The organism is Frateuria sp. GZRR33 (genome assembly GCF_051900425.1).
GTDB lineage: Bacteria > Pseudomonadota > Gammaproteobacteria > Xanthomonadales > Rhodanobacteraceae > Frateuria_A.
On record NZ_JBHZGK010000003.1, the window covers coordinates 336,906 to 358,080 of the forward strand.

The following is a 21,175-nucleotide window of genomic DNA, read 5'->3' on the forward strand; positions in this document are numbered from 1 at the left end:
AAAGTCAGAAAACGAAACGGCGGGGCGGCTCGGCGTGAGCCAGATACGGCAGGTCGGTCTCGAACAGGTAGTCCTCGCGGAAGCCGCCGGCACCGGCCTGGGTCAGCAGCACGGCCTGCTGCACGGGCGACTCGCCACGGATCGCCAGCAGGCGCCCACCCGGCTTGAGCCAGCCCAGGAAACGCGGCGGCACCTGCCACACGGCGCCGGTCACCACGATCGCGTCGAACTTCTCCTGCGGCTGCCATTCCTGCACCGCGTCGGCGGTCACCAGGGTGGCGTTGGCGATCCCAGCCGCGGCCAGGCGCGACTGCGCGGCGGCGGTGAAGTCGCCATGCAGGTCGACGCTGGTCACGTGCGCGGACAGCTTGGCCATGCAGGCAGTAAGGAAGCCCGAACCGGTGCCGATCTCCAGCACGCGGTCGGTCGGCTTCAACTCCAGCGCCTGCAGCACGCGACCCTCGATCACCGGCTTCATCATCACCTGGCCATGGCCGATCGGCAGGCACAGGTCGGCGAAGGCGAGCTGGCGGTGTTGCGGGGCCACGAAATCCTCGCGGCGCACCTGCGCCAGCGCGTCGAGCACGCGCGTGTCGAGCACATCCCAGGGTCGCACCTGGTTCTCGACCATGTTCTGCCGTGCCTGTTCGAAATTCATCGCCATGGTCTTACGTCCGCAAGAATCAAAAAGATCAAAAGGATAAGCGTTCGGAGGCCGTCGCGACAGTGATGTTTAGCGTGCGGCCTCGGGGCAGGCGTCCGAAGTGCCGGAAGTCACCGCGCCGGCTTGACGGAAGTCATGCCCGGCGCGGTGTCCGCGGACACCGCGCCCGCTGTATCGACCGCCCGCCTGGCCGGCCCGTCGCCCGGCACGCGACCTGCATGGCGGTACACTGCGCACAGGGATGATCGTGCAGCCAACGGCGTGGCTGCTTCCAGGGAAACTGGAAATAAGTAAACCGTCCCGTATAATAAAGTGCCTGTCCTTTCTTGTGAAGCTGCTTCCGCCCAAGGTGTCATCATGAATTGTCCCGCCCACGCCAAGACTCCCGGCCCCGGCCGTCCGAAGGACATGGAGAAGCGCGCGGCGATCCTGGAGGCGGCCAAGGCGCTGTTCATCCGCAACGCGTTCGCCGGCACCAGCATGGATGCCGTGGCCGCCGAGGCGGGCGTATCCAAGCTCACCGTCTACAGCCACTTCGGCGACAAGGACAACCTGTTCCGCGAAGTCATCCGTGCCCGCGTGAACGACCTGCTGCCGGAAGAGACCTACCACTTCGACCCGCACGAGGACATCGCCGACACGCTGCTGCGCGTCGCGCTGACCCATGCGCGGCTGGACTGCAACGCCGAGACCGTGGGCACCTTCCGCGCGATCCTGTCGGACTGCCGCCAGGGCAATCCCCGCTACGGCCGGCTCATGTGGGAAGAGGGCGCCACGCGCACGCATGGCCTGATGGAACGCCTGCTGCAACAGGCGGTTGACGCCGGCAAGCTGCAGATCGACGACGTGCCGCGCGCCTGCGTGCAGTTTCTCACGCTGATCAAGGGCAACCTGATGATGCGGCAGATGTTCGGCTGCTGCGAATGCCCGGACAGCTATGCGGCCGAGATCGAGGCGACCGCGCGCGCCGGGGTGAAGATGTTCCTGCGCGCCTATTTGCCGCGCTGAGGCACGTCGCTCACCACCAAGCTGGCCGACCACCAGCATCAGGCCCGCCTGCGGGTTCCCGTGGGCCCCGCTTCACCAGCGTTTCGCGCCTCCTCCACTAGCCTGTCCCGGATATCCACCATCCGAGGGACAGACATGGCAAGCAAGCCGTTCCTGACCGACATCGAGGCCATCCGCAAGCGTGCCCGCGAGCACATCGACCAGGGCGCGATCACCGCCGGCTACACCGCCGACCGCGAGACCGTGATCAAGCTGCTCAACGAAGCGCTGGCCACCGAAATCGTCTGCACGCTGCGCTACAAGTATCACTACTTCATGGCGTCCGGGATCCACTCGCAGGCGGTCAAGGCCGAGTTCCTCGAGCACGCGCAGCAGGAACAGGAACACGCCGACCGCATCGCCGAGCGCATCACGCAACTGGACGGCAAGCCCAATTTCAATCCCGACGGCCTGCTCAGTCGCGCGCATGCCGACTACGCCGAGGGCGCCGACCTGGTCGACATGATCAAGGAAGACCTGGTCGCCGAGCGCATCGCGATCGACACCTATCGCGCGATCGTCGAGTACATCGGCGGCGACGACCCGACCACCCGGCGCATCATGGAAGAGGTGCTGGCGCAGGAAGAGGAGCACGCCGAGGACATGGCGACCCTGCTGGCGCAACTGGGCGAAAAGGGCGAGCCGGCCCGCCCCACCCAGGCGCAGCCCGCAGCGCAGCCATCGTCCAACGCCGGTTCCGGCTGGCAGCACTAGCGCCCGGGGCTCCGGCCGGCCAACCGGCTTTAGCGACATAAAAAAAAGCGCCGCCATGAGGGCGGCGTTTTTTTTTTTTTTGCCTGGCGAGGCGATTACTTGGCGGCCTTGTAGCGCTCGACGCCGGCGAGGATCTCCGCCTTCGCTTCCTCGGCGCCAACCCAGCCGTCGACCTTCACCCACTTGCCCTTCTCCAGGTCCTTGTAGTGCTCGAAGAAGTGGCCGATACGCTCCAGCCAGTGCGGCGAGACGCCCTTGATGTCGCTGATGTGCGCATAACCGGGGAAGATCTTCGGCGCGGGGATAACGATCAGCTTCTCGTCGCTGCCGGCCTCGTCGGTCATCTTGAGCATGCCGACCGGGATGCAACGGATCACCGAGCCGGGGATCAGCGGCAGCGGCAGGATCACCAGCGCGTCGAGCGGATCGCCGTCGCCGCCGAGCGTGCCCGGTACGTAGCCGTAGTTGCACGGATAACGCATCGGCGTGGACAGGATGCGGTCGACGAAGATCGCGCCGCTTTCCTTTTCCACTTCGTACTTGACCGGCTCGGCATCCTTGGGGATTTCGATGACGATGTTGATTTCGTCCGGCACGTTGCGGCCGGCGGGGACGTGGTGCAGACCCATGGGAATCCTTCGGGGGGACGGAAAAAGCGAGGCGCGAAAGGATACGGCAAACGCTGCTGCAATGCAGCGAAAGGCTCGGGTGGATGTTTGGCGGGCTGATCTCCAGGGGCGGTTCCCTGGGGGACCGCCGCGCCTGGTGGCGGTGCGGCAGGAGTGTCGCGCATGCCGGGCGTCCGCATGGGGCGGGGAACCTGCGGGCTGAGGCAGGGCCTCCCCATCCGCCCTTCGGGCATCTTGCCCCGGGGAGAAGGAACACACCGCAGCCACAGGCGGAACAAGCCGTTCGGCCTGAGCATGGCCAAGGGACGCCGGAGGAGCGCGGCCGCGCAAACTGTACCCACGCCGCGAGCAAGTCCCTCTCCCACGGGAAATGGGGTGGGTGTGAGGGCTTGCGCCCGACCCCACCCTCTTCCGCAGGAGAGGGTTCGGTCGTGAGCGTGAGGGCAGGTGCTCCGGCTTTCCCGCCGCATGCCTACATCAGTACGAATGGCAGCGAAAGCCGATTCCTGACCGCAACCGCCAAACCGGGGGCTGTCAGCGCAGCGGCCGCTCGCGCAGCCACTTGGTGGCAATCCACTTCTCGCCGCGGATCACCGGCAGGCCGGCATGCAGCGAACTGGTGTCGCCGCCCTCGTAGGCGAAATAGACGGCCGAACCCGCCAGCGCCGTGACCGTCAGGCCGACGTTCGGGAAGGCCGTGCCGCCGCCTTCCTCCGGCGTGTTGAGGTACATGACGACGCTGGCGACGCGCTGGCCGCCGCGCGCGGTGACCGCGGCGTAGCCCGGTTGGGTCGGGTCGAACCAATCGTAGTGCGGCTCGTATTCCTGGCCGGGCAGGTAGTGCAGCACCTGCAAGCCTTCACCGTGTTCCACCGGCAGGTCCAGCAGCTTCGCCAGGCGCGCCTCGATGGCGCGCACCAGTGGCGTCTCGCCCAGCCTGAAGAACATGCCGGCGCTGGTGCGCCGCTCGTCGACCTGGTGCTTGCCATCCTCGGCGACGGTCATGGCGCGATCCAGGCGGGGGCGTGCCGCGTCGATCAGCGCAGCGCATTCGTCGGGATCGAGCAGGCCGTCGAGCACGCGCACGATCGGCGCCTCCATGCCAGCAGTCACGCGCACCTCGCGGCCGTCGACCGTTACCCGCGGCGCCGCTGGCACGCGGGTTCGCCGGCCGCTGGGTGCGCTGGCGTTGATCGAGCTCAGCGGGATCTTCAGCACCTCGGCGACCGCGCTGCGGCATTGCGCCGGCGGGTAGCCGGCGTCCTTGAGCAGCTTGAGCACTTCCGGCACGCCGTGGCCCGCGCGCGCGGTGGTCAGGATCCATTCGCGCAACTGGGGAGTGATGCTGCCGGAAGAAGCTCTCATGCGTCGCGTGCGGGAAGTTGCGGCGGCCGGGCGGCCGCCGGAGGCGTCATTTTACGTGCTGCCAGAGCCAGGTGTATTCGAGCGCGTGCATGAAGGCCGACTGCTTGTTGTCCGCCGCACCACCGTGGCCGCCCTCGATGTTCTCGTAGAAGTCCGCGTCGTAGCCCATCGCCTGCATCTTCGCGGCCATCTTGCGCGCGTGCGCGGGGCCCACGCGATCGTCGCGCGTCGAGGTGGTGAACAGCACCGGCGGGTAGTGCTTGCCCGGCTGCGCGTTCTGGTAGGGCGAGAAGGTCCTGATCCAGGCCCATTCGGCCGGCTTGTCCGGGTCGCCGTATTCCGCCATCCAGGAGGCGCCGGCGGAGAGGTGCGTGTAGCGCTTCATGTCCAGCAGCGCGACCTGGCTGACGATCGCCCCATAGAGTTGCGGATAGAGCGTGAGCATGTTGCCCATCAGCAGGCCGCCGTTGCTTCCGCCCATCGCGGCCAGGTGTCGGGGCGAGGTGACCTTGCGCCGGATCAGGTCTTCCGACACCGCCGCGAAGTCCTCGTAGGCACGCAGGCGGTTGGCCTTGAGCGCGGCCTTGTGCCAGCGCGGGCCGTACTCGCCGCCGCCGCGGATGTTGGCGATCACGTAGACGCCGCCGTGCTCCAGCCAGGCGCGGCCGGTGCTGCCGCTGTAGCTCGGCTGCAACGAGATCTCGAAGCCACCGTAACCGTACTGCAGCGTGGGGTTGTTGCCGTCGAGCTTGATGTCCTTCGGAGCGATCTCGAAATACGGCACCCGGGTGCCGTCCTTCGAGTGCACGAAGTGCTGGCTGACCTGGTACTTCGATGCGTCGAAAAACGCCGGGCTGTGCTTGATCGCCTCGGCCTCGCCCTGGCCCAACGTGCCGTAGTAGAGCGTGGTCGGCTGCAGGAAGCCGGTGACGGTCAGGAAGTAGTCGTCGGTCGCGTCCGCGTCGATGCCGGCCGCGTCGATCGAGGACAACGGCGGCGCGCCGCGCAGTGGCTGGCGCTTCCACGCGCCCGGCTGCGGGGTGAGCACCTCGAGCCGGTTCACCACGTCGTCCATCACGTTGAGGATCAGGTGGTGGCGGGTCCAGGAATAGCCGTCCAGCGCGGTGGTGTCGGTCGGCTCGAACAGCACGGTGAGGTCCCGCTTGCCCGCCATGAAGTCGTCGAAATTCGCCGCCAGCAGGGAGCCGGCCTTGTACGTATGGCCGCCGACGGCCCAGTCGCTGCGGGGTTCGATCAGCAGCCATTCGCGCTCGACGCTGGTCTCGGCATCCGTCGGCACGTCGATGCGCAGGAGCTTGCCGTCCTTGCCGAGCAGGTAGCTCTCGCTGTCGTAGAAGGCCAGCGCGCGCTGCACGAAGCTGCGCTCGTAGCCGGGGGTGAGGTCGCGGTAGGCGCTGACCGCCAGGTCCTCGGGCTTGCCTTCGTAGATCGTCGTCGCTTCCGCCAGCGGCGTACCCCGCGTCCACAGCTTGGCAATGCGCGGGTAGCTCGACTCGGTCATCGAGCCGGGGCCGAAATCGGTGCCGACGAAGATGTGGTCGTGGTCGGCCCAGGCGACCTGACTCTTGGCCTCGGGCAGGCTGAAGCCGCCTTCGACGAAAGCCTTGTCGTGGAGGTCGAACTCACGCACCACGTCGGCATCGGCGCCGCCGCGCGAGAGCGACAGCAGGCATCGGCGGTACCCGGGTTTGAGGCACTGCGCGCCGTGCCACACCCAGTTCTCATGCTCGGCTGCAGCCAGCGCGTCGAGATCGAGCACGGTCTCCCAGTTCGGCTCGGCCTTGCGGTACTCGGCCAGGGTCGTGCGTCTCCACAGGCCCTTGGGGTGCGCCTCGTCGCGCCAGAAGTTGTAGTAGTGCTCGCCCAGCTTTTCCACGAAAGGGATGCGCTCGTTGGAGTCGAGCACTTCCAGCAGGCGGGCGTCGAGCCGCTTGAATTCGGGCGACTGGGCGTAGTCCGCGACCGTGGCCGCGTCCTGCTGCTTGACCCAGTCCATGGCGCGGGCGCCGTCGACGTCCTCGAGCCAGAGATACGCGTCGTCGGTGGCGTGTGCGCCGGCCGGCGCGGAGGTCTGTGCGTGTGTCATGCCTGCCAGTGTGAGGCCCAGCGCGAGCGCGAGCCAGCGGGAGGTGTGGGTCATGTCGTTGTCCCCTGTGGAACGGATGAGTGTGGCCCGTGGGGTGGTCGAGTGCCTGTGAGGGAAGTCACCAGGCCCCGCGCCCTCTCATCCGGGGAGAGGGCTGGGGTGAGGGGCTGTGGCTTGCGGGGGACTTCGCTCGTGCCTTTGACAAAGCGAAGGCCCGCAAAGGGGCCTTCGGAGGATGGTCTATCGCAAGAGTGCCCTCACCCCGACCCTCTCCCGGAGGGGGGGAGGGCGCGGTTTTCCTGGATGGCCTACAGCAACGGGATCAACAGAAGCGCCACGATGTTGATGATCTTGATCAGCGGATTGACCGCCGGGCCGGCCGTGTCCTTGTACGGATCGCCCACCGTGTCACCGGTGACCGCCGCCTTGTGCGCCTCCGAGCCCTTGCCGCCGTGGTGGCCGTCCTCGATGTACTTCTTGGCGTTGTCCCAGGCGCCGCCGCCGGTGGTCATGGAGATCGCCACGAAGAGTCCGGTGACGATGGTGCCGATCAGCACGCCGCCGAGCGCCTTCGGCCCAAGCAGCAGGCCAATCACGATCGGCACCACCACCGGCAGCAGCGAGGGCACGATCATCTCGCGGATGGCCGAGCGGGTGAGCATGTCCACCGCCTTGTCGTACTGCGGCTTGCCGGTGCCCTCCATGATCCCGGGGATGGTGCGGAACTGGCGGCGCACCTCTTCGACCACCGCGCCGGCGGCGCGCCCCACCGCTTCCATCGCCATGGCGCTGAAAAGGTAGGGAATCAGGCCGCCGATCAACAGGCCGATGATCACCATGTGGTCGGACAGGTCGAACGCGAAGGTCGCGCCGCCGTTGTTCACCGCCAGGTTGTGCGTGTAGTCGGCGAACAGCACGAGGGCTGCCAGCGCGGCCGAGCCGATCGCATAGCCCTTGGTCACCGCCTTGGTGGTGTTGCCCACGGCGTCCAGCGGGTCGGTGATGCCGCGCACTTCCGGCGGAAGGTCCGCCATCTCGGCGATGCCGCCGGCGTTGTCGGTGATCGGGCCGTAGGCGTCCAGCGCCACGATCATGCCGGCCATCGACAGCATCGAGGTGGCGGCGATGGCGATGCCGTACAGGCCGGCCAGGTAGTGCGCGCCCCAGATCGCTGCACAGACCACGATTACCGGCCAGGCGGTGGCCTTCATGGATACGCCCAGGCCGGCGATGATGTTGGTACCGTGGCCGGTGGTGGAGGCCTGCGCGATGTGCCGCACCGGCTTGTATTGGGTGCCGGTGTAGTACTCGGTGATCCACACGATCAAGCCGGTCAGCACCAGGCCGATCAGCGCGCACCAGAAGATCGCCATGCTGTCGATGCCACCCTCGGGGGTCGGCAGACCTTGCGGGAGCAGTTCGCGGGTAACGAACCAGAAGCCGACCGCCGAAAGCACGGCCGAGACGATCACGCCCTTGTACAGCGCGCCCATGATCGAGCCGCCCTCGCGCACCTTGACGAAGAAGGTGGCGATGATCGAGGCAATGATCGACACGCCGCCGAGCACCAACGGGTAAAGCACCGCGTGCGGGTCGGCGCCGAACATCAGGCCGCCGAGCAGCATGGTGGCGATCACCGTGACCGCGTAGGTCTCGAACAGGTCGGCGGCCATGCCGGCGCAGTCGCCGACGTTGTCGCCGACGTTGTCGGCGATCACCGCCGGGTTGCGCGGGTCATCCTCGGGAATGCCGGCCTCGACCTTGCCCACCAGGTCGGCGCCGACGTCCGCACCCTTGGTGAAGATACCGCCGCCCAGGCGCGCGAAGATCGAAATCAGCGAGCTGCCGAAGGCCAGGCCCACCAGCGGGTGCAGCGGATCGGGCACGCCCAGATGGTTGAGGATCAACCAGTAACCGGTGACGCCCAGCAGCGCCAGCCCGACCACCAGCATGCCGGTGATCGCGCCGCCGCGAAACGCAACGTCCATCGCCGCGCGCATGCCGTGGCGCGCCGCCTCGGCGGTGCGCACGTTGGCGCGCACCGAGACGTTCATGCCGATGTAGCCGGTGGCGCCCGAAAGCAGCGCGCCGATCAGGAAGCCCACCGCCGTGGGCCAACCGAGGAAGAACCAGATCAGTGCCAGCAGCACGATGCCCGCCAGCGCGATGGTGCCGTACTGGCGGTTGAGGTAGGCGCGTGCGCCTTCCTGGATGGCCGCGGCGATCGCCTGCATGCGTTCGTTGCCGGCCGAACGGCCGAGCACCCAGCGTACCGAGACCAAACCGTAGAGAATCGCAAGAACCGCGCACCCCAGCGCGATCCACAACCACATACCGTCCTGCATCTGCATTCGGTGCCTCCCCAGGTGAGTGGATACCGCGGCAGGCGGGTTGCCTCACGGGCAGCTCGCCCCAGGTCGCTGAAACAGCGGCCTCGGCGAGTATAGGCAGGGGGAACGTGATTGATTGTTGTGCGCCGCAGCGGGCGCCGGAAACGCACGCGGCCGGGGCGAGCAGGCCCCGGCCGCGTCAGGATCCAGGCGGGCTCAGTTGAGCACGTAGTCCAGGATGATGCCGGTGGCGATGGCGACCAGCACGTAATCGTTGTTGTCGTCGCGCACCCAGTGGTAGCCGCGCGGCGGCGGGCGCAGGCGGACGCGCTCGTAGTCGTGGATCACCACGACCGTGCCTTCGTAGCGGCCGCCGCGCTCCCAGTGATGGTGGCGGTGGCCGTGCCAGCCTTCGTCGTGGCCATGCTTGTCGTGGCCGCGTCCGTGGCCGTGGTCATGGTCGGCCAGCGCCGCGCCGCTGGCGGCAAGCAGGGGCAGGGCGAACAGGACGTTCAGCAGGAACTTCATTCGTAGGTCTCCCTTGGCCGGGCGCGGGGCCCGGGTAAACGCAGCGTAGGAATCTGCGACTGAACGCATGGTAGCCACCTGCACGCGGCCTTCACGTGACGCTCAGCAAGGAACACGCCGCTGCCGCCTCAGGGAAAGGCAGGCAGGCGCCTGGCTACCGCCACGTTGCGCAGGGAGACGTAGGCGGGCAGGCCATCCTTGCCGTAGGGCGGCGGCGCCTCGCCGCGGATCAGCGGCGACAGGTAGCGGCGCGCGGCCTCAGTGATGCCGAAGCCATCGCGGCGGATGAAGCCCTTGGGGAGTTTCTTTTCGCGATTGGCGATCTTCTTCAGCTCCGCCGGCTCGATCCTCCAGCGGTAGGGGGACTCGGACGTGCGCACGATCACCGGCATCACCGCGTTCATGCCGGCCAGCGCGAACTCGACCGCCGCGCGGCCCACCGCGTAGGCCTGCAGCGCGTCGGTTGCCGAGGCCAGATGGCGGGCCGAGCGCTGCAGGTAGTCCGGCAGCGCCCAGTGCACCTTGTACTTGAGCTTGTCCTTGACCAGTTGCGCCAGGACCGACGCGGCGCCGCCCAGTTGCGCGTGGCCGAAGGCGTCGCGCGTGCCGCCCTCGGCGAGGAAGCGCCCGGCCGCGTCGCGCACGCCCTCGGAGGCGACCACCGTGCACCAGCCCACGCGCTCCACCGTGGACTTCACCTTGGCGAGGAACGCGGCCTCGTCGAACACGTTTTCCGGGAACAGGATCACGTGTGGCGGTGCGTCGGGACCTTCTCCGGCCAGGCCCGCGGCGGCGGCGATCCAGCCAGCGTGACGGCCCATCACCTCCAGCACGAACACCTTGGTCGAGGTGTCGGCCATCGAGGCGACGTCCAGGCTGGCCTCCAGCACCGACACGGCGGTGTACTTGGCCACCGAGCCGAAGCCGGGGCAGCAGTCGGTGACCGCCAGGTCGTTGTCCACCGTCTTGGGCACGCCGATGCAGCGGATGTCGTAGCCCATCGCCTTGCCCAGCTGGGAGATCTTCAGCGCGGTGTCGGCCGAATCGTTGCCGCCGTTGTAGAGGAACCAGCGGATGTCGTGCGCGCGCAGCACCTCGATCAGCCGCTCGTACTCGGCGCGGTTGTCTTCAAGCGACTTGAGCTTGTAGCGGCAGGAACCGAACGCGCCGCCGGGCGTGTGGCGCAGCGCGGCGATCGCGGATCTCGGTTCCTTGGTGGTGTCGATCAGGTCCTCGCGCAGCGCCCCCAGAATGCCGTTGCGGGCCGCGTAAACGGGCACGCCCTGCGCGCGCGCCGTTTCGATCACGCCGGCGGCGGTGGCATTGATCACCGCGGTGACGCCCCCGGACTGGGCGTAGAGCAGGCGGCCGGAACGGGAAGCAGGACTCATGGCGATCTCCTTGGCTGGCACGGGCACGTGCCCTTGCGAAACAGCGACTTGGCGCGCATCCGGGTGCGGCTCGGTTTGACGCTGCCGGGTCCCAGACGGTACTTTGACGCCCCTTGGGTGAAATCTGACGAACCGCCGCAGCGTGCGTGCGGACCACACGCCCTGGAGCATTATGCGACTCGTCCTACTCGGTGCGCCCGGTTCGGGCAAAGGCACGCAGGCCGCGCGGCTGAAGGCCGACCTCAACGTACCGCACATCTCCACCGGCGACATGCTGCGCGCGGCGGTGGCCGCCGGTACGCCGCTGGGCGTGAAGGCCAAGGCGGTGATGGACGCGGGCCAGCTGGTGTCCGACGACATCCTGCTGGGCATGCTCGAAGAGCGCCTGGCGCAGGACGATGCGCGCAACGGTTTCATCCTGGACGGCTATCCGCGCAACCTGGCGCAGGCCGACGCGCTTGACCACCTGTTGTCGCGCATCGGCCAGCCGCTGGACGCGGTGGTCAAGCTGGAAGTGCCGAACGAGGCGATCGTCGGTCGCTGCCAGATCCGTTTCCAGGCCGAGAACCGCGCCGACGACAACCCCGACACGGTGCGCAAGCGCCTGGGCGTGTACGCCGAGCAGACCGCGCCGGTGGCGGATTTCTATGCCAAGCGCGGCAAGCTGCAGGTCGTCGACGGCGTCGGCGACCTGGACGACGTGACCGCCCGCATCAAACGCGCGCTGGAAAGCGAATCGGCCGCGGCCAACGGCTGACGGCAAACCGGCTCCTCTCCCGTTTCTGACCGAACACGGGAGAAGGTCGGGGTGAGGAACCGGAGCGAGCGACCGCTTCTTCGAGACCGGAGCCCCGCAAGCCCCCGTACCCTCACCCCCAGCCCCTCTCCCGGCGGGAGAGGGGAGCCCCATCCGGCGAGAGGGAGGGTTTCAGAACACATGCGCCTGCACATCCTCGGCATCTGCGGCACCTTCATGGGCGGCGTCGCCGCGCTCGCGCGCGAGATGGGCCTGACCGTCGAAGGCTCGGACGCCGCCGTCTACCCGCCGATGAGCACCCAGCTCCAGGCGCTCGGCATCCGCCTGATGGACGGCTATTCAGCCGCACACCTGACGCCTGCGCCGGACCTGGTGGTGGTCGGCAACGCGATGACCCGCGGCAACCCGGCGGTCGAGCACATGCTCGACGCGCGCCTGCGCTACGTGTCCGGTCCGCAGTGGCTGGGCGAGACAGTGCTGGCCGGGCGCGACGTGCTGGCGGTGGCCGGCACCCATGGCAAGACCACCACCACCAGCCTGCTCTCCCACCTTCTGGACCACGCCTCCGACGGTCAGGCAGGGCTCGCTCCAGGCTTCCTGGTCGGCGGCGTGCCGGGCAACTTCGGTGTCTCCGCGCGGCTGGGCGACAGGACCGCGCCGTTCGTGATCGAGGCCGACGAATACGACACCGCGTTTTTCGACAAGCGTTCCAAATTCGTGCACTACCGCCCGCGCATCGCCATCCTCAACAACCTCGAGTATGACCACGCGGACATCTTTCCGGACCTGGCCGCCATCCAGCGGCAGTTTCACCACCTGGTGCGCACCGTGCCGGGCAACGGCCGGCTAATCGTCAATGCGCACGAGGACAGCCTCGCCGAAGTGCTGGCGATGGGCTGCTGGACGCCCGTGGAAACCTTCGGCATCGGCCAGGGCGACTGGCAGGCGAGGCTGATCGAAGCGGACGGTTCGGTCTTCGTCGTGCATTACCGGGGCGAAGCAATCGGCGAAGTGCGCTGGTCGCTGCTGGGCAACCACAGCGTGCTCAACGCGCTGGCGGCCCTGGCTGCCGCCAGTGCTGCGGGTGCCGATCCGCGCGCCCTGCTGCCGGCGTTCGCCAGCTTCCAGAGCGTCAAGCGGCGCATGGAACTGGTCGGCGAGGCCGACGGCGTGCGCGTCTACGACGACTTCGCGCATCATCCGACCGCGATCGCCACCACCCTGGCCGGTCTGCGCGCCAAGGTAGGCAAGGCGCGCATCCTCGTCGCACTGGAGCCGCGCTCCAATTCCATGCGCCTGGGCGCGCACGCGGCGGGCCTGGCGCCATCGTTGGCGGACGCGGACGCGGTGGTGTTCCTGCATCGCCCGGAGCTGCCGTGGGATGCCGCTCGCGTGACCGAGGCACTGCAGGGCCGCGGCCGGACCGCCCCCACAGTCGATGCCCTGATCGACGCGCTGCGTGCCCAGTCGCGTCCGGGCGACCACGTGGTATTCATGTCCAATGGCGGTTTCGAGAACGCGCCGCGCCGCTTCGTGCAAGCGCTGGGGTGACGCCTTGCTCCTCTCCCCGTGGGGAGAGGGAGCAGACCGTCACGCCAACGGTGCGTCGAAACACGGCTCGCGCCGCTGGTACTCACGCTGCGCGGCAAACCACGTTCCCAGTCCGAAGCCGAGCGTGAGCAGCGCGAGCAGGCCCCCGCCGACGGCATAGCCCAGGGCATCGACCAGCCAGACGCCGGCCCAGTACATCGCCATCGTGCCCATCAGCACGGCGGCGTTGACCAGCTGGCGCCCCACCGCGTTCTGCGGCCCGATCAGGTGCACTGCCAGTGCTACCAGGCCGCCGCCGGTCGCCACCACGAGCGTGACCAGCAGCATCAGGCCCGGTTGCGCGGCATGGGTCAGCACGATGCCCAGGACGGTGTAGGCCAGGGCGGTCACGGTACCGACCGGCACCAGCACCAGCAGGGCGTCGGCAAGCGCCTGCTGGTACTCGGTGCGCGTGCCCGGCGCCAGCGTCAGGTAGAGGTCGGCGAGGTTGGGGCGCATGCGCTGCATGCCGCGGCCGATCTGCGGGAAACGGGCCAGCGCGATCAGCACGGCATAGGCGCCGACCACGGTCGTGTTGAGGTGCTTCCGGTGCAGCGCGACGACCACATACAGCGTGGCGAACACCGCCATGATCGCAATGCGCAGCACGATCGCGGCGGCGTTGTCGTGCGGCAGCAACAGGCGGCGCACGAGTGTGCGCCGTCGAGCGGCGGACGGCCGCTCGCGGTAACGGGCCAGCGCGCGTTCCATCGCCTGCTGCGCGATCGCGTCGAACCAGTCCTCGAAGCGCCGGCCAAGCGCGCTGCGCCGCGCCGCGGTGTCGGCCGTGGCGTTGCGCCCGAGGGTGAGCCCTTCCAGCGGCGAGGTATCCGGGGGCCGGTCGGCGACGCGCAGCATCGGATGCAGCGCGAGCCGCAGGAGCAGCATGGCCAGGAGCAGCAGCAGAGGCAGCGTCAGCGGCGAGTGCAGCGCGTTCTGCACGATCGCACCGACCAGGCCGGGCATCCAGCCGGCCAGTACCAACAGCGGCCAGAACAGCAGGCTTACCCAGCGCTCCACGCCCATGGCGAAACCCATGGCCGCGGCGAGCAGCAGCAGCGCGCCGCCCAGGGGGACGTGCGGCACGCCCAGGGCCAGTGCCAGCAGGGTGGGGAGCCCGACCCAGGTCACCGCGTCGAGCAGGCCAAAGGCCGCCAGCCGGCGGCGGAAGGCTGGCAGAAGGAAGGTTTCCGGCTGGCACGCGCTGCGCAGGGTGGTGGCCAGCCCCAGGTGCCAGAACCAGCTGCCCATCGCCAGCAGACCGGCGCCCAGTGCCGCACCGTCGGCATGCGGCCTGATCCAGACCAGGCAGAGCAGCGCCGCCAGCCACAGGAGATGGGCAACCACGCCCAGCAGCGGCATCTGCCGGCTGGGCAGCAGCCAGAGCTGGGCGATCGCCCTCATGCCAGTTCCACGAACAGGTCTTCCAGCGTGGGCATCTCGATGCGCAGACTGGCGTCCTCGTCCTTGGCAAGCTGGTGCAGCCGCTCCGCCGGCACGTCCTCCAGCAGCAGGTGCAGGCTGGCGCCGGCGATGCGTGACTTGATCACGCCGGCCATCGCGGGTGCCGTGGCCCAGCCGGCCGGGCGGTTGAGCACGGCGTGGGAGAGCCGTGCCCTGAGTTCGGCCAGTGGGCGGGTGAACTGGATATGGCCGTCGCGCAGCAGTGCGATGTCGGCGTCGGCGCGTTCCAGGTCCGCCGTAATGTGGGTGGAGAAGATGACGGTCTTGCCAGGCCCGCGCATCAGCGCGAGCAGCTCGGCCATGAAGGCGCGACGCGCCTGCGGGTCGAGACTGGCGACCGGCTCGTCCAGCACCAGCAGGTCCGGTTCTGGAGCGATGGCGCGCACGATCGCCAGTTTCTGCCGTTGTCCCTGCGAGAGCCGGCCGATCTTCTGCTTCGGATCGAGCTCCCACTCCTGCAGCAGGCGCGCGGCCAGCGCGTGGTTCCAGCAGGTGTAGAAGGCGGCGGTGAAGTCCAGGTAGGCACGCACCTTCATCCACGGGAACAGTTCGAAATTCTGTGGCACGAAGCCGACCCTGTGCAGGCGCTCGCCGCCCGGCTCGGTCATCGGGGCGCCGAACAGCTCGATCGCGCCGGCGTCGATCGGCGCCAGTCCGAGCAGGCAGCGCAGCAGAGTCGTCTTGCCGGCTCCGTTGCGGCCAAGCAGGCCGATCACCCGTCCGGCCGGCACTTGCCAGTCGACGCCGCGCAACACCTCGCGTCCCTCGAAGGCCTTGCGCACGCCGCGCACGCGCAGGACCGGTTCGGGCGTGGCGGTGGCCGCCATGGGAGGGGAAGGAAAAGGCAGCAGCGTGGCCATCGGCAGCAGTTCCGGTCCAGACCGGAGCACTGTGGGGGCCTGCGTATCGCCCGTCCAGTGATGGTTGTCATCCGGGACCGCGCCGCCGGCGGAGTATCCTGCCTTTCCCCACCAGGCACGCACCGCTATGGACGACACGCTGGCCGGCAAGACCCTCTTCATCACCGGCGCCTCGCGCGGTATCGGCCTGGCGATCGCGCTGCGCGCGGCGCAGGACGGCGCCAACATCGTGATCGCCGCCAAGAGCGGCGTGCCCAACCCGCGGTTGCCAGGCACCATCCACACCGCCGCGGCGGCCGTGGAAGAGGCCGGTGGCAAGGCGCTGGCGCTCAAGGTGGACATCCGCGAGGAAGACCAGGTCAGGTCGGCGGTGGCGCAGGCGGCCGAGCGCTTCGGCGGCATCGACATCCTGGTCAACAACGCCAGCGCGATCTGGTTGGCCGGGGTGGAAGGCACGCCGATGAAGCGGTTCGACCTGATGCACCAGGTCAACACGCGCGGCACGTTCCTGGTCACTCAGGCCTGCCTGCCGTTGCTCAAACGGGCGGCCAACCCGCATGTGCTGATGCTGGCGCCCCCGCCCAGCCTCGATCCCCGATGGTTCGCCCCGCATACCGCCTACACCATCGCCAAGATGGGCATGAGCCTGTGCGTGCTGGGCATGAGCGCCGAGTTCGCCCCGCTGGGCATCGCGGTCAATGCGCTCTGGCCGCGCACGGTGATCGCCACGGCAGCCATCGGCATGATCGAGGGGGTGCGGCCGGAACAATGCCGACGGCCGGAGATCGTCGCCGACGCGGCCCACGCCATCCTGACCCGCCCGGCACGGGCCTACAGCGGCCATTTCGACCTCGACGAAGACGTTCTGCGGGAGCAGGGGGTGGCCGACTTCGACCGTTATGCCGTCCAGCCGGGGTCCCCGCTGCTGCCCGACCTGTTCCTGGATTGACGCCCTCTTCACGGCGCCTGTCGTTAGGTCCTACACCCGGTTTTGTGATATTGATCACAGTCCGACGCCCCGGAAGGGCGGCATCGCAGCTGGATCATCCGGCTGATCGACACAGGACATCCGTTCAGGGGCGGAGGTGGCGATGATCACGGCATTGGCATCACCCAGGCGCTGCGTCGTCTGGTTCGGCAGGCCTGACGGCGCGGAATGCAGTGGACTGGCTCGTTCGGGGTGGCCGGTGCGCGTAGCCGATGTGCAGGCCAGCGGCGTGGGTGCACGCAACGGCGACGTCGTGGTGGCCCTGGCCGACCTGCGCCAGGGCGACCTGGACACGCTCCAGGCGATGGAAGGCATGGTCGCCGAGCACCCGGGCGTGCCCTGGATCGCACTGGTCTCGCCCGAAACCCCGGCTCACGAACCCCGCGTGACTTCCATCCTGCGCGACTGCATGGCGGTGTTCACCAGCCCGATCGACTTCCCGCGCCTGCGCGAAGCCCTCGACCGCCTGACTCAGGGCGGCGTGCCCGCGCGCAGTGAACCGGACATGCCCGGCCTGGTGGGCAGCAGCGACGCGATGCGTGCCTTGCGCATCGGCCTGCGCAAGTACGCGCCCGTGGATCTGCCGGTACTGATCACCGGCGAGACGGGTACCGGCAAGGAAGTGGCCGCGCGCGTCATCCACCAGCTGTCGCCACGTGCGGCGCGGCCGTTTGTGGCGATCAACTGCGGGGCGCTGCCGAGCAACCTGGTGCAGTCCGAGCTGTTCGGCCACGAGCGCGGCGCGTTCACCGGCGCCACCACGCGGCGCATCGGCCACATCGAGAGCGCCAGCGGCGGCACCGTATTCCTGGACGAGATCGGTGATCTGCCGCTGGACGCGCAGACCAGCCTCCTGCGCTTCCTCCAGGAGGGGACGATCGTGCGGGTCGGCAGCAGCCAGAGCCTCCGCGCGGACGTGCGCGTGCTGGCCGCCACCCACGTGGACATGGAAAAGGCGGTCGCCGCCGGCCGCTTCCGCCAGGACCTCTATTACCGGCTCAATGTCCTGCGCGTGCAGATGCCCGCGCTGCGCGAGCGCGGCGGCGACATGGAGCTGCTGGCGCAGCACTTCCTGGATGCTTTCCGCGAGCAGCACGACTGCCATGCGCTGGCCTTCAGCGCGGCCGCCCGCCGCGCGCTGCGCGCATTCAACTGGCCGGGCAACGTACGCGAGCTGGTCAACCGGGTGCAACGTGCCGCCGTGGTCGCCGATGACTCGATGATCAGCGTGCAAGACCTTGACCTGCCCGTGCGTCCAGGCCATGCGCCGGCCGCGCTGGATCGCGTGCGTGTATCGGCCGAACGCGATGCGCTGGTCGCCTGCTTGCGCGAGACCCGCTTCAACGTCAGCGAGTGCGCGCGCCGGCTGGGCATCGCGCGAGTCACTGTCTATCGCCTGTGCAAGAAGCACGGCCTGGCGCTGGACGAGCTGGCGCATTCGGGCGCCTGAGCTCCCTGGCCGGGCTCGCGCGCGGCCCCGGCCACCACGGCTAGAACATGTAGGGCACCTTGAAGCTCAGGCTGAAGTCCGGCGCGTCCGGCGTCAGGCCGATGCCCAGCAGGGTGACCAGCGTGGTGTGCTGGCTCAGCGCGTGGGTCACGCCCATGTTGAACGTCGCGGCGTGGGCGTCCGAACCGATCACTTTGGACCACGGCGAGCCCTTGTAGCGCAGCGAGGCCTTCGCACTGAGCTTGTCGGCAAAGGACAGGCTCAGGCTGGTGCGCTCGTTGAACGCGAACGCCACGCCCGCGCCGAAGTAGTAGGTGTTGCCGAGCTTCACAGAGCCCGGGTTGCGGGTTTCAGGGTCGGTGTTGATGTCCTCGAAATCGCGCGGACGGGAATAGAGGTAGCCGAGGTTGGCGAACACGATCGCGGGGTCCATGGTCTTGACCGCCGACAGCCCGAGGTTCGCCTGCCACACGCCGTTGCCGGTCGGCTGCTTGTCCGGCACGGCGAAGCTGATGTACTGGTCGTCCTCGCGCTGCAGCACCTTCCAGTCGATGCCGTAGGGCGATTGTCCGGTCGGCGCGGTGATGCCCAGGGTCAGCACGGTGTCCGGCCGCGAGGCGGTTTCGTCGAACAGCTTGTAGTTGGCGCTCAGTCCGATGTCGCCCAGGCCTGCACCGGTGGTGTCCTCTTCGGCGATCGCGGCGGCCGAACCGCCGGCGCCACCCTTCTGGTAGACCGTCTTGCGGTAGAGGTAGGGCACGTCCAGGTTCAGCGTCAGGCGCGGGCTCACGCCGTAGCGGGCAGCCAGGTTGTAGGTGAGCGAGTCGGACTTGACGTCCTCGATGGCGATGTTGCCCAGAAAAATTGCATCGAGTGCCAGGAAGCCGTTGAGCGTGATCTGGCTGCGGTCGTAGCGTGCGTAGCTGACGCTGTTTTCCAGCGTGAACTTGCGGTCGAACAGCGCGTGCTCCTGCTGCAGCGCGTCCTTGAGGCTGCGCGTGGGCGCTTCCTGGCGGGCCGCTTCGGCTTCGGCAGCACTGCCGGCGCGGGTGCCCTCATCGGGTGGCGGCGTGGCGGCCAGCGCGAGCCGGGTAGGTGGCGGCGTGCCGCCCGGCGCAGGCAGGGCGGCGGGTGCGGTCTTGCCGGCCAGCTTTGCCTGCAGTGCCTGCACCTGCATGTCCAGCTCGCGCAACTGGCGCACCTGTTGCGCGTAGCTGGCCTTCAACGCCTGCAGCTGGGCCAGCAGGGTCTGCACCTGGGCTTCGTCCTGCGGCGAAGGTGCTGTCTGCGCGGCAAGGTCGAAGGGCAGGCCGATCAACAGCCCGCAGGCCACCGCGGTGGCTAACAAGGTCTTGTGCATGTGTTTGCTCCCCTGGACCGAAGGCGCGCCGGGCGGTGGCGCGCGTTTCAGTTCCCTGCGATGCCTCGGGTGAGGCCGATCGCCTGCGCCACGTTCAACGCAAGCGGCGTGTTGGCCGGGGACGCCTGGCGGACCAGGTCGATCTCCAGCCGGTTGCTCACGCTCTGGCCGTCCGCGGCGAGCTGCACGCTCTGGCCGAGGCTGCCGTCGCGGATCCACTGCTGCACCGTCCCCTGGCCGTCGATGGACAGCCGCACGCCGGCGGACTGGCTGTCGAAGCCGACCGCCACGCTGGCATCGCCGTCGCTCAGGCTGGCGCCGCCGGTGCCGGTGCCGGTGCCGGTGCCGCTGGGTGCCTGGCCGTCGCGGATGGTCAGGCGAGTCACATTGCTGGCGAGGTTGCCGTCCCCGGCCACCTGCACGCTCTGCAGCAGGCCGCCCACGTTCGCCAGCCCACTGCCGTCGACACTGCGGGTGCCGGTGGCCGGCATCGGCACCGGGGCGTCAGCCGTTGTGAGGGTCACGCTGGGCGTGAAGGTAAGCGTGGGCTGGCCTTTTCCATGGCTGAAATCCATGCCGAAGGCCAGCGTTCCCTGCAGCAGTTGGCCACTGGCGGTTTGCCAGGTCGAAATCATGGTCACGCCGAACCAGGCGACGGTGTGGTCGTCGACGGTGTAGCGGCCACGCATGGCGTTGAGTTCGGTGTCGGGAAGCTCTTGCAGGCCGGCGCCGGGAGCACGGTCAGCTGCGTGCGCGCCCAGCGCGGGAGCCAGCAGCAGCGCCGTGGCGAGAAGGGGAAAGGAGCGGCGAAGCATGGCTTGAGCCTCTTCAGAACAGGTCGGCGCTGCTGAAGCCGAAGTCCAGCAGCTCGGCGTCGGTGATCGGCCCCTGCCGGGCGTACAGGGCGCGGGCGCTGGCCTTGCCCTCGGGCTGGAGCAGCACCGTGTTGCGGTCGAAGTCGTTGCCGATCACCACGAACACGGCCCGCGAAGGCCACGCCTGGAGGAAGTCGGCAAGCGAAAGGCTGCGGTTGCCGAGCATCGGGTCGGCCAGTTCCACGGTGTCGCCCTCGACCTGCTTGAGCACCACGAAATGGCGGAAGCCGCGCACGTCCATCAGTACCAGCCCAGGCACGCGCAGGCTGCGCAAGCGCGCCTCGTCGACGCGATAGCCGCGGCCGCGCATGCCCAACGCTTCCACGTAATGCTTGATGTCCAGCAGCGAGAAGCCGCGCTGCTTGACCAGGTTCTCGTCGGACACGCCGAGCATCCCCTGGATCACCACCGCTTCGTCGACGTCCAGGTGGTAGGCATAACGCAGGATCGTGGCCAGCGCGGCGGCGCCGCAGCTGTAGTCGGTTTGCTGCCGCACGAGGTTGCGGAAGCGCGCCTCCTGCATGCTCTCCACCGGATGCACGTACAGCCCGCCGTTGGGCAGTACGCCGCCGAAGCGCACCTCGCCGGCGCGCGCCGACGCCAGCGCGCCGATCGCAAGGGTGCAAAACAGAAAGGTACGGGTCGTCAGTCGCATGAGTATCACCAGTGGGGAGGAAGTCCCCCCGGTCCGCAGGGGACGGACCGGGGGGTTCCATAGGAACCCGGCTGCGGACAGCCGGGTACCGCCCTCGTTGGCCTGCCTTGGCCGAAGTGGTTACGGGCTCGGCTGCGCGACGGCGAGCGACAGGCTGTTGGCCTGCAGGTTGCCGGTGCCCGAGGCCACGTTCACACCGATGTTGCCGGTCGCATGCTGGAAGGCATTGCCCGACAGGCTGGCGTCGTTGGTGGCGTTGACCACCACGTAGCGCGAGGTGGTCACGTAGCCGCACAGGTCGGCCCACAGGTCGCTGGCCGAGAGTTCGACGAAGCCCAGGGCGCCCTGCTCGGAACCCTGCGAGCTGCTGCTGGTGCTGCCGCTGTAGCCGCCCAGCGAGT

The 21,175-nt window shown here is 68.6% G+C and carries 18 protein-coding genes and 1 pseudogene; 6 read left to right on the forward strand and 13 right to left on the reverse strand.

The window, feature by feature from the left end; translation table 11 throughout:
• Window positions 1–4: 4 nt before the first annotated feature.
• Window positions 5–664: a protein-L-isoaspartate O-methyltransferase family protein gene (locus ACFWZU_RS05720; protein WP_439700461.1), complete on the reverse strand. Its 660-nt coding sequence runs from the start codon at window positions 662–664 to the stop codon at window positions 5–7.
• Between the two features lie 357 nt (window positions 665–1,021).
• Here ACFWZU_RS05720 and ACFWZU_RS05725 point away from each other — a divergent pair, with 357 nt between their 5' ends.
• Window positions 1,022–1,672: a TetR/AcrR family transcriptional regulator gene (locus ACFWZU_RS05725; protein ID WP_231321761.1), complete on the forward strand. Its 651-nt coding sequence runs from the start codon at window positions 1,022–1,024 to the stop codon at window positions 1,670–1,672.
• A 135-nt stretch (window positions 1,673–1,807) separates the two neighbouring features.
• Window positions 1,808–2,425 (forward strand): ferritin-like domain-containing protein, encoded by a 618-nt coding sequence (locus tag ACFWZU_RS05730; RefSeq protein ID WP_439700462.1) that lies wholly within the window; start codon window positions 1,808–1,810, stop codon window positions 2,423–2,425.
• Window positions 2,426–2,520: 95 nt separating this feature from the next.
• On the opposite strand, the gene ppa is transcribed toward ACFWZU_RS05730, so the two are convergent.
• From ppa to ACFWZU_RS05760, 6 genes are all read right to left on the reverse strand, one after another.
• On the reverse strand, window positions 2,521–3,054 hold the full coding sequence (gene ppa, locus ACFWZU_RS05735) for an inorganic diphosphatase (RefSeq protein WP_439700463.1): 534 nt from the start codon (window positions 3,052–3,054) through the stop codon (window positions 2,521–2,523).
• Window positions 3,055–3,588: 534 nt separating this feature from the next.
• Complete coding sequence (locus ACFWZU_RS05740) at window positions 3,589–4,419, reverse strand: 2OG-Fe(II) oxygenase (protein ID WP_439700464.1); 831 nt, start codon at window positions 4,417–4,419, stop codon at window positions 3,589–3,591.
• 46 nt (window positions 4,420–4,465) lie between these two features.
• Entirely contained in the window at window positions 4,466–6,580 is a 2,115-nt protein-coding gene (locus ACFWZU_RS05745; RefSeq protein WP_439700465.1) for a prolyl oligopeptidase family serine peptidase, read from the reverse strand.
• A gap of 254 nt (window positions 6,581–6,834) precedes the next feature.
• Window positions 6,835–8,871, reverse strand: a complete 2,037-nt coding sequence (locus tag ACFWZU_RS05750) for a sodium-translocating pyrophosphatase (RefSeq protein ID WP_439700491.1) — start codon at window positions 8,869–8,871, stop codon at window positions 6,835–6,837.
• A gap of 201 nt (window positions 8,872–9,072) precedes the next feature.
• Window positions 9,073–9,384 (reverse strand): RcnB family protein, encoded by a 312-nt coding sequence (locus ACFWZU_RS05755; protein WP_439700466.1) that lies wholly within the window; start codon window positions 9,382–9,384, stop codon window positions 9,073–9,075.
• A 128-nt stretch (window positions 9,385–9,512) separates the two neighbouring features.
• On the reverse strand, window positions 9,513–10,775 hold the full coding sequence (locus ACFWZU_RS05760) for a 6-phosphofructokinase (protein WP_439700467.1): 1,263 nt from the start codon (window positions 10,773–10,775) through the stop codon (window positions 9,513–9,515).
• 172 nt (window positions 10,776–10,947) lie between these two features.
• Between ACFWZU_RS05760 and ACFWZU_RS05765 the strand changes: the two genes are divergently transcribed.
• Entirely contained in the window at window positions 10,948–11,532 is a 585-nt protein-coding gene (locus tag ACFWZU_RS05765) for an adenylate kinase (RefSeq protein ID WP_439700468.1), read from the forward strand.
• A 180-nt stretch (window positions 11,533–11,712) separates the two neighbouring features.
• Window positions 11,713–13,083, forward strand: a complete 1,371-nt coding sequence (mpl, locus tag ACFWZU_RS05770; RefSeq protein ID WP_439700469.1) for a UDP-N-acetylmuramate:L-alanyl-gamma-D-glutamyl-meso-diaminopimelate ligase — start codon at window positions 11,713–11,715, stop codon at window positions 13,081–13,083.
• Window positions 13,084–13,122: 39 nt separating this feature from the next.
• On the opposite strand, the gene ACFWZU_RS05775 is transcribed toward mpl, so the two are convergent.
• Together ACFWZU_RS05775 and ACFWZU_RS05780 are read right to left on the reverse strand one after the other, a co-directional pair.
• Window positions 13,123–14,526, reverse strand: a complete 1,404-nt coding sequence (locus ACFWZU_RS05775) for a hypothetical protein (protein ID WP_439700470.1) — start codon at window positions 14,524–14,526, stop codon at window positions 13,123–13,125.
• Window positions 14,523–15,446: an ABC transporter ATP-binding protein gene (locus ACFWZU_RS05780; protein ID WP_439700471.1), complete on the reverse strand. Its 924-nt coding sequence runs from the start codon at window positions 15,444–15,446 to the stop codon at window positions 14,523–14,525. Before ACFWZU_RS05780 ends, ACFWZU_RS05775 begins: the two co-directional genes overlap by 4 nt.
• A gap of 127 nt (window positions 15,447–15,573) precedes the next feature.
• Between ACFWZU_RS05780 and ACFWZU_RS05785 the strand changes: the two genes are divergently transcribed.
• Both ACFWZU_RS05785 and ACFWZU_RS05790 read left to right on the forward strand, forming a co-directional pair.
• Window positions 15,574–16,395 (forward strand): SDR family oxidoreductase, encoded by an 822-nt coding sequence (locus ACFWZU_RS05785; protein WP_439700472.1) that lies wholly within the window; start codon window positions 15,574–15,576, stop codon window positions 16,393–16,395.
• A 142-nt stretch (window positions 16,396–16,537) separates the two neighbouring features.
• On the forward strand, window positions 16,538–17,884 hold the full coding sequence (locus ACFWZU_RS05790) for a sigma 54-interacting transcriptional regulator (RefSeq protein WP_439700473.1): 1,347 nt from the start codon (window positions 16,538–16,540) through the stop codon (window positions 17,882–17,884).
• A 40-nt stretch (window positions 17,885–17,924) separates the two neighbouring features.
• Here ACFWZU_RS05790 and ACFWZU_RS05795 read toward each other — a convergent pair whose 3' ends face one another.
• From ACFWZU_RS05795 to ACFWZU_RS05810, 4 genes and pseudogenes are all read right to left on the reverse strand, one after another.
• Window positions 17,925–19,244, reverse strand: a complete 1,320-nt coding sequence (locus ACFWZU_RS05795) for a hypothetical protein (protein ID WP_439700474.1) — start codon at window positions 19,242–19,244, stop codon at window positions 17,925–17,927.
• A gap of 47 nt (window positions 19,245–19,291) precedes the next feature.
• Window positions 19,292–20,059, reverse strand: a complete 768-nt coding sequence (locus ACFWZU_RS05800; protein ID WP_439700475.1) for a hypothetical protein — start codon at window positions 20,057–20,059, stop codon at window positions 19,292–19,294.
• Between the two features lie 13 nt (window positions 20,060–20,072).
• Window positions 20,073–20,774: a C39 family peptidase gene (locus ACFWZU_RS05805; RefSeq protein ID WP_439700476.1), complete on the reverse strand. Its 702-nt coding sequence runs from the start codon at window positions 20,772–20,774 to the stop codon at window positions 20,073–20,075.
• A gap of 120 nt (window positions 20,775–20,894) precedes the next feature.
• Window positions 20,895–21,125: pseudogene (locus ACFWZU_RS05810) on the reverse strand (adhesin); the annotation flags it as partial.
• Between the last annotated feature and the right edge of the window lie 50 nt (window positions 21,126–21,175).